This is a genomic window from Roseomonas acroporae (genome assembly GCF_023223525.1).
Taxonomy (GTDB): Bacteria; Pseudomonadota; Alphaproteobacteria; order Acetobacterales; family Acetobacteraceae; genus Roseomonas_E; species Roseomonas_E acroporae.
On record NZ_JALPRX010000172.1, the window covers coordinates 1 to 12,535 of the forward strand.

At 69.6% G+C, this 12,535-nt stretch carries 16 protein-coding genes and 1 pseudogene; 9 read left to right on the forward strand and 8 right to left on the reverse strand.

Annotated elements, in window-relative coordinates; genetic code table 11:
- Positions 1–61 precede the first annotated feature (61 nt).
- Positions 62–1,174: an ISAs1 family transposase gene (locus M0638_RS27185; RefSeq protein ID WP_248670089.1), complete on the reverse strand. Its 1,113-nt coding sequence runs from the start codon at positions 1,172–1,174 to the stop codon at positions 62–64.
- 105 nt (positions 1,175–1,279) lie between these two features.
- Between M0638_RS27185 and M0638_RS29310 the strand changes: the two are divergent.
- A pseudogene (locus M0638_RS29310) lies at positions 1,280–1,495 on the forward strand (hypothetical protein); the annotation flags it as partial.
- A gap of 69 nt (positions 1,496–1,564) precedes the next feature.
- Here the strand turns inward: M0638_RS29310 and M0638_RS27190 are convergent.
- The 7 genes from M0638_RS27190 to M0638_RS27220 all read right to left on the reverse strand — a co-directional run bounded on the left by M0638_RS27190 (position 1,565) and on the right by M0638_RS27220 (position 7,084).
- A complete protein-coding gene (locus M0638_RS27190; RefSeq protein WP_248670090.1) occupies positions 1,565–2,296 on the reverse strand; it encodes a hypothetical protein in 732 nt (243 codons plus the stop codon).
- Positions 2,293–2,955 (reverse strand): nucleotide-binding protein, encoded by a 663-nt coding sequence (locus tag M0638_RS27195; protein WP_248670091.1) that lies wholly within the window; start codon positions 2,953–2,955, stop codon positions 2,293–2,295. Before M0638_RS27195 ends, M0638_RS27190 begins: the two co-directional genes overlap by 4 nt.
- 373 nt (positions 2,956–3,328) lie before the next feature.
- Complete coding sequence (locus tag M0638_RS27200; RefSeq protein WP_248670092.1) at positions 3,329–4,345, reverse strand: IS4 family transposase; 1,017 nt, start codon at positions 4,343–4,345, stop codon at positions 3,329–3,331.
- Positions 4,294–4,581: a hypothetical protein gene (locus M0638_RS27205; RefSeq protein ID WP_248670093.1), complete on the reverse strand. Its 288-nt coding sequence runs from the start codon at positions 4,579–4,581 to the stop codon at positions 4,294–4,296. The genes M0638_RS27200 and M0638_RS27205 overlap by 52 nt, the downstream gene beginning before the upstream one ends.
- Positions 4,582–5,292: 711 nt before the next feature.
- Positions 5,293–6,432 carry a tyrosine-type recombinase/integrase gene (locus M0638_RS27210; RefSeq protein ID WP_248670094.1) on the reverse strand — a complete coding sequence of 380 codons (1,140 nt, stop codon included), beginning with the start codon at positions 6,430–6,432 and terminating at the stop codon, positions 5,293–5,295.
- Positions 6,429–6,836, reverse strand: a complete 408-nt coding sequence (locus tag M0638_RS27215) for a PIN domain-containing protein (RefSeq protein ID WP_248670095.1) — start codon at positions 6,834–6,836, stop codon at positions 6,429–6,431. The genes M0638_RS27210 and M0638_RS27215 overlap by 4 nt, the downstream gene beginning before the upstream one ends.
- The gene (locus tag M0638_RS27220) at positions 6,836–7,084 is read right to left on the reverse strand and encodes an AbrB/MazE/SpoVT family DNA-binding domain-containing protein (protein WP_248670096.1); all 249 of its coding nucleotides are present in this window, start codon (positions 7,082–7,084) and stop codon (positions 6,836–6,838) included. Before M0638_RS27220 ends, M0638_RS27215 begins: the two co-directional genes overlap by 1 nt.
- A 346-nt stretch (positions 7,085–7,430) precedes the next feature.
- Between M0638_RS27220 and M0638_RS27225 the strand changes: the two genes are divergently transcribed.
- From M0638_RS27225 to M0638_RS27260, 8 genes are all read left to right on the forward strand, one after another.
- Positions 7,431–7,649 (forward strand): hypothetical protein, encoded by a 219-nt coding sequence (locus M0638_RS27225; RefSeq protein ID WP_248670097.1) that lies wholly within the window; start codon positions 7,431–7,433, stop codon positions 7,647–7,649.
- Complete coding sequence (locus M0638_RS27230) at positions 7,650–8,003, forward strand: type II toxin-antitoxin system PemK/MazF family toxin (protein ID WP_248670098.1); 354 nt, start codon at positions 7,650–7,652, stop codon at positions 8,001–8,003.
- Positions 8,004–8,021: 18 nt separating this feature from the next.
- Entirely contained in the window at positions 8,022–9,002 is a 981-nt protein-coding gene (locus M0638_RS27235; RefSeq protein ID WP_248670099.1) for a tyrosine-type recombinase/integrase, read from the forward strand.
- Between the two features lie 23 nt (positions 9,003–9,025).
- The gene (locus M0638_RS27240; RefSeq protein WP_248670100.1) at positions 9,026–9,766 is read left to right on the forward strand and encodes a hypothetical protein; all 741 of its coding nucleotides are present in this window, start codon (positions 9,026–9,028) and stop codon (positions 9,764–9,766) included.
- Positions 9,763–10,611: a segregation and condensation protein A gene (locus M0638_RS27245; protein ID WP_248670101.1), complete on the forward strand. Its 849-nt coding sequence runs from the start codon at positions 9,763–9,765 to the stop codon at positions 10,609–10,611. The genes M0638_RS27240 and M0638_RS27245 overlap by 4 nt, the downstream gene beginning before the upstream one ends.
- A gap of 97 nt (positions 10,612–10,708) precedes the next feature.
- The gene (locus M0638_RS27250) at positions 10,709–11,278 is read left to right on the forward strand and encodes a Uma2 family endonuclease (RefSeq protein ID WP_248670102.1); all 570 of its coding nucleotides are present in this window, start codon (positions 10,709–10,711) and stop codon (positions 11,276–11,278) included.
- Positions 11,279–11,314: 36 nt separating this feature from the next.
- On the forward strand, positions 11,315–11,776 hold the full coding sequence (locus M0638_RS27255; protein ID WP_248670103.1) for a hypothetical protein: 462 nt from the start codon (positions 11,315–11,317) through the stop codon (positions 11,774–11,776).
- Between the two features lie 355 nt (positions 11,777–12,131).
- On the forward strand, positions 12,132–12,467 hold the full coding sequence (locus tag M0638_RS27260) for a DUF6883 domain-containing protein (RefSeq protein WP_248670104.1): 336 nt from the start codon (positions 12,132–12,134) through the stop codon (positions 12,465–12,467).
- Positions 12,468–12,535: the final 68 nt, after the last annotated feature.

Consider the following 12,535-nt stretch of genomic DNA (forward strand, 5'->3'; position numbering starts at 1 on the left):
TGGGCCATCACGCTACAACGACAACCGGGTTGTGTTAGTTCCTCTAAAAGAACAACCAGGGCTATCGCATTTGGCCGATGACGGATCTGGCGAAGTCATCGGACCATCCGGCGCGTAGTCGCTTGCGTCGGATGGAGATGCCGGGTCGGGTGCGCTGGAGGAGGTTGAGTGTCAGCTTCCTGAGGATGGCGAGGTTTTCCGGGGCGTTGTCGCGTCGGTGGCGGGCGCGGTCCTCGTCGAAGCCGACGTCGAGGACCCAGTGGAGGCTGTTCTCGATGGCCCAGTGGGCGCGGACGGCGCGGGCGAAGGCGGCGGCGTCGAGCCTGGCGGAGGCGAGGTAGAGGCGCCGGGTGGTGCTGGTCAGCCCGTCGCGGGTGACGCGGGCCTCGACCTCGCCGATCATGGCCAGGCCCTGCAAGGCGGCCTCGCCGGGGTAGCGGCGCTCGGAGAGCAGCCAGCCGATATCGTGGCTGACCCGGTGGCGGCGCTGCTCGAGACGGCCGTGCCCGGCATCGAAGGTGACGTGCTCGCCGTCGGGGCGGTTGAGCGGGTCGGCGAACCAGGCGGCGACCTCGGCGCGCTGGCTGGGGCGGTTGTCCTTCAGCGCGAACAGCCAGTCGCCGCCCTTCTCGCGGATCAGCCGGGCGGTCCCGCCCTGGCAGTGCAGCGCATCGCCGGTGACCAGCACGCCGTCGAGGTCGAGCAGGCCGAGCAGTTGCCGCGCGGCGGTGATCTCGCTCTCCCTGGTGCCGGCCGCGACCTGCCCGACCACCACCCGCGCCTCGGCCGCGAAGGCGGTCACCACGTGCAGGGCCGAGCGCCGGGCGGCTCGGTCGAAGGAGCGCCGCAGGGTCTTGCCGTCGATCGCCAGCACGCCGGGACCGTCCTTGCCCAGATCATCGAGGAAGGCGGCAAAGCAGTCGGCGAAGGCCGCCGGGTCGAGCAGGCGGAACAGCCGCGAGTAGGTGTCGTGGCTGGGCGGACCGCCCGGTAGTTCCAGAAACTCGCGGAACAGCGCCTCGCGGTCTCGGCCGAAGTCGGCGAAGTCGACGCAGCTTTCCGCCCCGCACACCGCCGCGGTCAGGGCAATCACCAGCATGTCCAGCAGGTTATGCCGCCGAGCGTTGCCGCAGCGCGGGTCCGGCAACGCCTCGAACGCCAGCCATGGCGACATCCCATGCCCTCCCCACCCAGTCCGCAGGGAGGAAACAGCAACCCAGACAACCCACCCAGCCCAGAACCATCATTCCAAATGCAATCGCCCTGAAGGAACAACAGCCTCGAGCAGGACCGCCGCGGCCTGAAAGGCCGGATCCGATGTATGCGCGGGTTCAAGATTTTCACCTCGGCCGAACGGTTCTGTCGAGGCTACGATGAGCTACGCAACCATCTCCGCCTCCGCACTCGCCACAACCAGCATGTCTGTGCCAATCGCCGCCGCCTGCTTCATCTTCGTCGTGCAAACGCCGTGCTCACCATCCTGCAGGCAGCGTAGGCTGACTGCGCCCTTCGCCTCGCACCACCATGTTTGGCGCGAAATCTGACAGAACCCGAAGCACGCGCCCTATGCCTCGTCCTCCAGCGCCAGCAGCTCGCGTATCTCGGCGATACGCTTGCGCAAGCCCTCCAGCGCCTTGGACAACTTCACCTCCGACCGCTCCAGCCGTCCGAGCTCCGCCCGCATCTTCGCAGGATCGGGGCCCCTCGCCTGCCGCGGCATCACCCCCTCGTTCAGCTTACGGAACTCAATCAGCGCATTGCGGCTGACGGTCGGACGGATCAGCCCCTCCTTTTCTGCGATTCGCCGCTGCTCGCTGTTAAGTAAGGCCATCTGGTAGGCTGTCCCGTAGCTGCCTGGCAGCGCCTCCTTCCGGATATGGCCGGCATCCACCGCGCGGGCAATCACCCGGAACTGACTCGCCACCGTCTCCGAGAACGGGAACAGTTTGCGGAAGCCCCGCTTGAGGCTCTCCTGCTCCTCCTCGTCCAGCACCGCGTCCACCTCGTTGAGCGCCCGGCCGATCTCGAGAAAGGCGTCGCGCGTCTGCTGCCACGCCACATCCACATGGCCACGGAGTGTGACAACGGCCCGCACCTTGCGCTGATCACTCATCAGCGACGTGCCGGCGAACACCTCCTGCAAGGTCTCCAGCAACGCCTCGTCCACATGGACTAGCGGCGCCATCTCCCCCTGGCGCTTGTCAGGCAAATCCGACGCCGGCAACTCCTCGTCGGTGGCGACCTCAAGCATGGCCCGGCGGGAGAGGCCCCGGGCGCGTTTGGTGCTCGTGCTCATGCGACGGGCGCCTCGGTCGCCATCTTCATGCCGACCACGCGGGCGACATAGGCCCAGAGGGAATCGAAGGTCTCGTTCGTCTTCCTGTTGGAGAGGTCCAGGACGGCCAGCCCCTTCCCCGCGCTGACGTGGATGTCCTCCAGCATCGGGATCTCCACTGGGCAGAGCAAGCCGGCCTTAAGCAGCTTCGTTCTCACTGCCTCATAGCTCTTAACTCTTCGGTTCGCCTTGTTCAGTACAAAGCTCGCCGGCACCCCGGCCTCCGTCAGCGTCCGCATCCAAGGCGTCACGCTGTCCACGTCGTCCTGTGTTGCACCGGTCGGCACCAATACGTGATGCGCCGCCTGGCACAACGCGACCGCAGCGCCATACTGCACCTCGATGCTCGGCGGTGTGTCGATCACCGTTAGGTCGAAGCGTGGTGCCTCCCGCAGCACGGCTCTCCAGTCCGCAAGCGCCATACCAAGCACCGGCACCTCCGGAGTCTCCGGATATGTTTTTCGTACGAGTTCGCGTCGCTGGTGCCACTTCACAAGCGTCTGCTGCGCATCGAGGTCCACCCCCTGCACTCGCGCGCCAGCCATCACCGCAGCGACGAGGATATTGCGGCACAGGCTACTCTTGCCGACGCCACCCTTCGGGCTAGCAACGAGCAACACTCGCCCTTCGGCAGTCCTTTTTGAGCGCATCAACCTTTCTCCAGCCTTCAAGTCGCAGCAAGGGTGCATCGGTCACGATCGCACAACAAGCAAGACTTTTTACAAGGGAAAACCGGTCGCCGCGTTGCGCGGGATCAGGATCCAGGAGCGGGCTCCCACGACCCATAGCGTGTTCGCGTTTTACAAGGGAAAACCCGTCGCGCTGCCCGGCCAGGGTCGGCCGCACAGCCCAGAGCGAAGTGCGAGCGCAAAAACGCACGACACCCTACAGCACTTCATGCATTGCGGACGACTCTGCTGCATCGACCGCGTGCTGAGAGAGCTTCTGGTAGGGTGAGGCGGAGGGAAGGCTCCCTCTACTAAGCTATCAGATTCACACATTTTTGGCTGTGGCATGGAGCCGCGCACCGGCCTTGGCGGCCTGGAAGTATCGCCAGCCGTTTAGCATGAAGATGGGTCCTGGCTTGCCGTAGTACCCGGTCCAGCCGCCGAGCCGCGCGCAGACCCAGGCGGCGTAGGCGAGGGAACCCCTGGGGTGGGGGTTCTTCTGTCGCTGTGTCCTCCCTTCGAGCCGGGTGCAGAAGGCTTCGAGCAGGGGCTGGTCCTCTGGCTCGAAGGCATCGGTGACGGGTCGCAGCGGGCCGGGCATGGCGTTGCCCTCGCGCGCATGGACGAGTTGCTGGATGGTGACGGCGGCGAGCAGGGTGGCCATGACGAGGCCGCGCAGCGGCACCTCGTCCTCGATGCGCAGGTTCTCGATGTCGAAGCCCTGGGTCTTGAGGGTGCGGAACAGATGCTCGATGGTCCAGCGCTGGCGGTAGAGCCCGACGACGTCCAGGGCGTCCTCGACGCTGGCGACGCGCTGCGTGGTCATCAGGCGCCAGTGGATGGCCGCCGCACCGGGTGGCGGTGCCGGCTCGCGCACGTCGATCAGGGTCACGGCGAGGCTTTCCGGCCCTTCGCGGCGGCCTTTGCGGGGGTGGGCGATCCGGGTGGCCGTGAAACGGATCGCCAGTTGCACCGGGCGTGCCTTGCGCCCCGGCGCCGCCGGCAGCTCGAAGCCGGTCCAGCCCGCGATAGGCAGGGCGTCGAGATGGGCGAACAGACGGCCGCCATCGCCCAGGGCCCGGTCATGCGCGGCCCGCACGAGGAGATCGGCCCCGGGCGGACAGGCCGCGAAGGCCTGGTAGATGTCGTTCTCCTGGTCGCCGACCACGGTCAGCCGTGCCGCCGACTGGCAGACCGCCGCCGCGTGGCAGGCGCCGTCCAGCCAGCGCTGGCTCTTCTTCTCGGCCACCAGCCGCGACCGGCGGTCGGCCGCCTTGCCCTGGGTCCGGCTCAGGAAGTCGGCATGGGCCAGCCCCAGGATGGCGCCGCTCCGTGGGTCCACCGCCAGGAAGGGTGCAGGTAGAGCCCGCCGCCACCCGCCGAGCGCACCACCGTGGTGTCCTGGATCGCCAGCACGTGCCGCCCCGCGCAGCGTGGCGCCGTCCGCAATACCGCCTCCGCCACCATCGCCGCCGGCCTCACCGCCGGATGGCGCAGCAGACGCTGCAGCCGGATCTCGCTAGCCCGGTCACCACCCAGCCGCCGCACCCGCACCGACTGACCGCCCGTGCGCACCAACTGAGCGTGCAGGAAGGCCCCCCTTTTTCCAGGCGCCGGTCGCCAAACCGTCCCAGCACAAACTCCGTCATCCTCGCCCCCAACCCCACCACCGACGACGGAATCAAACCTTCAGGCCAACCGCAAGCCTCGCTGTGTGAATACCATAGCTCTACCAAGCAGGGGGGGAGCTTCTTGCCCTTCAAAGTGCGGGCCGCCCATCGCCACTCATCCATAGGCAGAAGCACCAGATCACGAACTGGCTCGCTTGTGATGCAGCGCTGCGACGGCGTGGCAGCCTGACGGTAAGGTACCTTCGATCAGGATGACGTTTATGCCGCAATCGCGGCCCGGTACCCTGAATCCACGATCATCGTGCCGTCGCCTGCCAACGCAGTGCCGAGCGAGATGGCAGCGACGACACCGACACAGCGCGATCGGCACCTCGCGATGATCGTGCAACGTGGCCGCATGGTTGGCAGAAGGCGTCAGGCTATGACCGGAGGCTTTGATCGAAACCGATACCGCGCGTTTCAAACATGTCATCGGCGACAGCCTGCCCTCACGTACCGACACACAGTAGGCAGCCGAGGTCGCGATCACCGTCACTGTGCTGAACCTGATGCTGAAGCCTGGGCGCCAGGAGTACGTCGGCATTGCATGACGCACCCAATGTGCTGGGTTCAGTGCATTCGCAACTTAGCTCTATGCGACAACGTCGCGCGGCGGGGATCACCCGATCCAACTTTCCTCTCCGTTGCGTGGTGAACCGGCGCTGAACAGTCGTGCTGTGACGTTGTTGCGCCAGAGGTCGGCGGGTCGGAGATAGCCGAGGGCCACCTCGGCGGAGCGGTGGCGGGTCTGGCGCATGACCTGGGCGAGGTCGGCACCGGCGTCGCCGGCGGCGGTGGCGAGGCCGGCGCGCAGCGAGTGGCCGGAGTAGCGCTCAGGCTCGGGCAGCCCGGCATCGGCAGCGGCCTGTTTGACCAGCCGCCACACCGCCTTGTCCGACAGCCCTTGCGCTGACAGGCGTCCGGCCTTGCTCATCCCCACAAAGAGCGGTCGTTCGGCATCCGAGGCCGCCCCGACCAGGTCGCCAGCAGCCCACCGGAATCTCAGCCACGCCTGCAGCGCTGCCGCCGGGCAGAAGGCGGGTTCCTGGGGATTGGCCCAGACGGCGACCTCCTGCCCGGCGCCACGCTGGTCGGTCTTTGAGCGGCGGATGACGACCCGCAGGCCACGGCCGGGCACGACGGTGACGTCGCCCATCGCCAGCCCGACCAGCTCGCTGCGCCTGAGCGCTGCCCCGAAGCCCAGCAGCAGCAGCGCGCGGTCGCGGGCGCCGAGCGGGGTGTCGGCGGCGGGGCGGGTGGCCAGCATGAGCCGCAGCGCGTCGGGCCCGGCGGCGGCGGCACGCTTGCGGGGCCGGGTGCCCTTGGCACGGGTGATGCCCTCCAGCACCATGGCCAGCCGGGCGTCGCGCAGGTCGAGGGCCACGCCGGCCAGCCGGTGCGCTGCCTGGATGGCGGCCAGATGCACGCGCAGCGAGGCGACGGCGAGGCCGCGGTCGGCGGCGTGCACGGCGTACAGGGCCAGGGTGTCCGGGTCGCCGGCCAGCGGCGCGCGGCCGAGGCTGCGGCACCACGCCTCGTAGGCGGCCCAGGCGGAGCGGTAGGCACGGCGGGTGCCGTCGCCGCGGGCGCGGGTGGCGTAGACGGCGGCGCGCGCCGCCAGCGCCTGCAACTCGGCCGCCTGCGCAGGCGTGCCGGGCACGACCAGGTCGCCGAGCAGGCTGGTGTGCAGGGTGACGGTGCCCGGCGCGGTGTCGCCGGCCGACGCGGCGAGCAAGGCCAGGGGATCGGGGTCGGTCATGGCGCCGCGAAGGGATTGCGGATGGTCAGGCGCCCCTCGATCATCTGCCCGTCCTGCAGGTCCTGCGACAGCAGCGTGTCGCAGCCGGCCTCCAGCGCCGAGGCGAGGATCAGCGCGTCGTCGATCGTGTACCCGAGGGTCTCGGCGAGCCCGAGCGCCGCGTCGTGGACGGCGAGGGTCAGCGGCTGCGGGGCGGGGCAGAGGGTGCGGATGGCCGCCAGCGCCCGGCCGACCTCGGGCCAGGGGCGCCGCAGCTTGCGGCGGGCGACGGCAGTGAACTCGTTGAGCACCTGCACGCTGATGACGCCGCCGCGGGCGAGCAGGGCGCGGGCGGCGTCCGAGCGCGGATCCGGCTGCAGGGCGGCGCAGAGCAGCACGTTGGTGTCGAGGAAGACCCGGCGCATCAACCGCGCTCGTTGGCCTCGTCCCGCGAGAACCGGTGGTCGGGCGGCAGGTGCCAGCCGAGGTCGCGCAGCGCCGCCAGGGCGTCGTCGCGGCGGTGGTCGCGGCCGAGGCGGAAGGTGCGGACGTCGGCCACCTCGATGGCGACCTCGTCGCCCTCGCGCAGGCCGAGGGCCGCGACCACGGCGGCGGGGAGGCGGACGGCGAGGCTGTTGCCCCAGCGGCTGACCTGCATGGCGCGGCGCTCCATCTACTCTGCTCAATGTAGATCCATGTTCGCCGAGGCGCAATCATCATGTCCGCAAAGCAGGATTAGCGGACGGAATGGACGAGGTGGTGGGGTGCAGCAGCGCCGTGCAAGGCAGCGCGCTGTAGCGCCCGGGAAAGTTGTTGTGAAACAATGATTTAGATCGAAGAACCGGCTTTGCCAGGCAAGTTGTGCACGATTAGCGTGCCTGACAACACGAGAATGAAAGATTGCCATAATTGATAGGCCGCCCCAGAGTGGGCGAGCCAGCCGGCCGACCGGTCGCTGGCCCGGCAGGACAGGCAAGGCCGTGCGCCTGTAAGGTGGCAGTCTCGCGAGGGCCAAGGCCATGCAGCAGATCGTGCTCGATGCCAGGGTGGAGGAGATTTCCACCGAGCTTGCCCGGCGCGGCATCGGCGCGACCGCCCGCGTGCACGTCGTGGTCGAGGTGCTCGATGCCGGCGACCTACCCATGGCCGTCATCGCCCAGCAGGGAAGGGCCCTCGATTGGCTGGCCGACGAGCCTGAGCTCTACACCGACGCCGACCTGGTGGAGCGGGCCGGCTGAGTGTTCAACTTCGGCAGCATCGTCCTGACGCGCTTTCCCTTCACCGACCTGTCCGGCGACAAGCGGCGTCCGGCCCTGGTGGTGTCGCGTGACAACGACCGGCGCACCGACCTCGTGGTATGCTTCATCACCTCGGTGCCGCGCAGCGGCCCCGACATGGCGCCGCTGGCCGCCAGCCCGGGCACCGGCCTCAAAGTCCCCTCGGTTGTGCGCTTCGACAAGCTGGCGACACTCGATCGCTCCGTGATCGCCGGCAAACTCGGTGACGCACCGCCCACCTGGCTCAAGGCGCAGCGCGACACCTTCCATCAGGTGTTCGGCTTCGACGCGCCGGGATCGGGTGGGCAGCCGTGACCCGGACGGCCGCCAGGCATGGCTGACACCCCCGCCAAGGCCTTGCCGCGCCCTCCTGGTCCTCCGGCCGAGGACGTCGGCGAGCCGGTGGCCAGGGCGCGGGATGACGTCGGGTACGCCGTCGCGCCACGCACCGAACAGGCCTACGGCACCTACTGGGCGGCGTTCCAGACCTGGTGCGAGGGCCACGCCGTCCCCGCCCTGCCATCCCTGCCCACCATCGTCGCGGCCTATCTCGCTGAACGCTCCGTCTCGCTCGGGCGCAGCGGCCTGCGGCTGATCCTGGCCGCGATCGCGCATCACCATCGGCGTGCCGGATATCCCTGGTCCTCCCGCGACCCGGTCATCGCCTCGGCCCTGCGCGGCATCCCGCGGCAACGTCCCGTCCGCCCCGCCGCAGCGCTCACCCCGACCGAGATCGGAAAGCTGCTCGACACCTGCGGCGGCGACCCTGCGGGCTATCGCGACCGGGCGCTGCTGCTGCTGGGTTTCGCTGGCGCGTTGCGCCGCGCCGAGTTGGTCGCGATCGACCGCGAGCACCTGCGCTTCACCGGCGAGGGGCTGGTGCTGGCCGTGCCGCCATCCGGGCGCGGACAGGCAGGGCGGCAAGCCGCCCTGGGCATCCCACGTGGCCCGGATCCGCCGACCTGCCCGGTGCGGGCGGTGGAGGAATGGCTGCGCCGCGCCGGGATCGCCTATGGTGCGGTGTTCCGGCGCCTCGGCCCGTGCGGGCTCCCTGAGGGGCGGCTGACCGCCAACGGCGTGTGGAAGATCCTGCGCAGGCGGGCGGCGATCGCGGGCCTCACCGTCGATGCGGGCGAGCGGCTCGGCCCGCACGGGCTGCGCGCCGGCCGCATTACCGTGGCGCTCCGTGACGGTATGTCCGCGGCCGCGGTGCGCCGCCTCGCCAGGCAGTCGAGCCGCGCCACGACGCAGCACTATCGCCTCCGGGATCGGGAGCAGGACAACGGTCCCGCACCGGCCCGGCCAGCGCGGTAGTGTCGGTCGACGAGAAGGCGCCCATGGCACCGCCGCGGGCGAGCACCGCGACGGGTTTGGACAGCCCGGCGGCAACACCGCTGGCGCCGGCGGACACCGACTGGCTGCGCCATACGCTGGTGGTGACCGGGCCGAGCGAGGCGGTGGCGCGCTTTGCCGCCGCCGCGGCCGGGGCAGGGGTGATCCCCTGGGTGCTGGACCTCGACCGCATGGAGGAGGACTGGTTCCTCAATCTGGCCGCCCCGCCCGAGGGCGAGCGGGCGATCAGCCTGGCGGGCGCGCGCATCCTGGCCCGGCGCCTGCGCGACGCGGCCCACGCCAACCACCAGCGGGCACTGGCGCGGCTCGACACCGACCGGCGCTGTCCCTTCGACCTGCAGCGGTTGCTGCCGGTGCCGCCGGCGATCCTGCGGCTCGGGCCGGAGGATCCGGTGAGTCAGGGCTGGCTCTGGGCGCACTGGGGTACCACCCGGGCACTGCGGCACGTCCGTGCGCTGCCGGCCGCGCTGGATGGCCGGCGCAAGCGGATGGCCGAGCTACGGGTCGAATTCTGGTCGGCCGACTGGTCGCCCTGGCCGGCGCTGCGGCGGCTGCGCCGGGACTGGCCGGACCTGACGCTGGATCTGCGGCCGCACTACGACGAGAAGAACGACGCGCCGGGTGAGGCCGAGGCATCAGAACCGGAACGGGCGATGCCGCGAAATAGGAAGGGCAGGGGGAGGACAGGCACCGGCCGGCCGGCGGCAGACAGGCGCGCGCCGTGATCGAGGGACCAGCCGCCCCGGCCGCGGACGACTGGGCCGAGGATGTCGGGCCGCCCGAAGCGCGCCGGTCGGCCGAGGCGGTGCCCTATCTCAGCGTCGCGGGCTTCGAGGGGCCGCTCGACTTTTTGTTGGAGATGGTGCGCCGGCACCAGCTCGATCTCGGGCGGCTGTCCATCGTCACCCTGACCGACCAGTTCACTGCCGCCCTGGAAGCCGGCGCCGACCGGGTTCGGCTAGAGCGCCGCGGCGACTGGCTGGTTATGGCGAGCGAACTGGTGCGGCTCAAGGCGCAGCTGCTCTGCCCGACCAATCCACGGGAGGCGGCGGAGGCCGCGGCCGAGGCGGACCGGCGGCTCGGGCAACTCGGGGAGCTGGCGGCGATGCGCGCCGCCGCGGCGTGGCTGGCGGCGCGGCCGCAACTTGGGTTCGATGTGTTCGGCCGCGGGCAGCCGCCGCGGCGTGTGCAGCCCCAGGCCGAGCTGGTGCTGTCCTTCCTGGAAGCGACGCTGGTCCTGCTGGAGGGACGGGCAGGGCAGGGGGGCGGGGCTGGTGCGGCCACCGCAACTTACCGGCCCAGCCCGCCCGAGCTCTGGCGCGTGCCGGACGCCCTCGGGCGCATCGCAGCGCTGCTGCAGGAGGCGCCGGCCGCCGGCCTGCCGCTCGAGGCCTGCCTGCCGCCGCTCGAACCCGACGCGCCCGACCGGCCGCTACGGCGGCGGGCGGCGCTGGCCAGCACCCTGGTCGCCGGCCTCGAACTCGCCCGCGAGGGCACCGCTACCATCGAGCAGGAGGAGCCGTTCGGGAGCATCAGCATCGGACTGCCGGCGACAGTCGGGCATGGATAGCCGCAACGCACGAGTGCCACCCTGCCGCTGCCATCGTATCGGCACCCGAGGCTGCTGCCGAAGCCACATCCAGGTCGTCTTGTGATACTCTGCCGTCATGAGTGTGCCGCAACCCAAGCTACCGCATCTAGCGAACAGAGCCGAGTACCGGGCGTGGACCGCCGCGCAGCCACGCGGCCGCTTCGAGCGGATCGCCGGCGAGGTCGTTGCTATGGCTCCGGAACGGATAGCCCATGTGCGTGTCAAGGCGCGTCTTTGGCAGGCACTTGACCGGGCGATCCAGGACGCCGGGCTACTCTGCGATGCGCTGCCCGACGGCGTGACGGTCGAGGTCGGGGAGGACACCGACTACGAGCCGGATGCGGTGGTCAACTGTGGCGCGCCGATCCCGGGTGATGCGATCGCCGCGCCGAACCCGCTCATCGTAGCCGAGGTGCTGTCGCCATCGACCCGATCCGTCGACAGCGGCGCAAAGCTTGCCGACTACTTTCGCCTGTCCTCGGTGATGCACTACCTGATCCTGCGGGCGGACCGGCCGCAGGTCATCCATCACCGGCGGAACGGTCCGTCCCTGCTGACGGAGATCGTCACGACGGGCGCCCTCAGCCTCGATCCCCCCGGTATCACCATCGGGATCGACGAGATCTACGCGCCACCCATGCGCTGATCGCCCGGCCTGAATCCTGACGAGACGTCCCGTGTCTTGCTGGTCGCCATGGTGAAATCACAACTCGACCTGCTGGCCCGCCCAGCGCGTGATAGCCTCCACGGCATGAGCCGTTCCCCTGCCGCTGCTGTCGTGTCGTCACCCGAGGTGGTTGTCGTGACCACGGCGCCGGTCACGTTCACCGCCAAGGAACGCGAGCTACTCCGACGCGAGCTCGGCATGCGCTTCGGCCAGTACCCCAGCCTGGCCGAGGGGTTGTTCCTGCGCAGCTGGCGGGGCGGTCCGCTGCAGGGTCAGCCCAAGCTGCCGCCGGCGGTGCAGAGCATGCTGGCGCGCGGGCTGGTGGAGGTCGGCCCCGGACGGATCGGCTACCGCGCCTGCTTCACCGCGGCAGGGCTTGCCGCCCTGCGCGCACTCCTACAGGGGCGCCACACCCTGGAGCCCGGCCTGCTCGCCCATCTGCGCCAGGAACTCGGCCTGGACGTGCTCGCCGATTGACCCCCACGATCCGCCATTGTTCCTCCCGACCCCGGCCGGCGCCGGCAGAGGATGATCCAGCGGCACCGCGCTACTACGTGTGGCGGCAATCCGGTATTCTCCGGGCAGGAGATGGAGGTTTCGATGTCGGGTAGCGCCTTGCCCATTCCCCACCGCCCCGGGACGTCTCGCGTCCATTTCGGACCCAATCAGATTGTTCGCCTCACTCGGGCTGTCACGACGCCGGCTGGCATCGTCCCTAAAGGCACGATCGGGACGGTCCTTCTCCCCTTGGGCGATGACATGTATCAGATCGAGCTCGAAGGGCCCTACGACGTCCCCGAGACCATCTCCGTGGCAGCCCTGGAAGCAGCCATTGCCCGGCCTGCCTAATCCCGGCCTTCGCTGGATACCGGATGCAAAGGTTCGGGATTATCTGCTGAGCAGCACAACTGAGAAAGGCCGGTCACGACTGAAATTCTTCCAGTCGCATGGCTTTTCCCAGGCCGGCTGGCCCGTCCTGTGCGATGCCCTGATGGCGCATGCCTTGACGGCCAGCGTTGAGATCGTCCGCCAGGACCAGTGGGGTATCACCTACTGCGCGACCGGATCGATCGTGACCCCGGACGGCCGCAACCCGGTGATCCGCGCCTTCTGGATCATCCGTCCCATCGATCCTCGCCCCCAGCTTACGAGTGTCCTTCCAGGCTGAGGGAAGCACTCGGTCGGTCATGGCGTACCCGTCCGGTGAGGGCCGCGGTTGACGATCAGGCGGCGGCC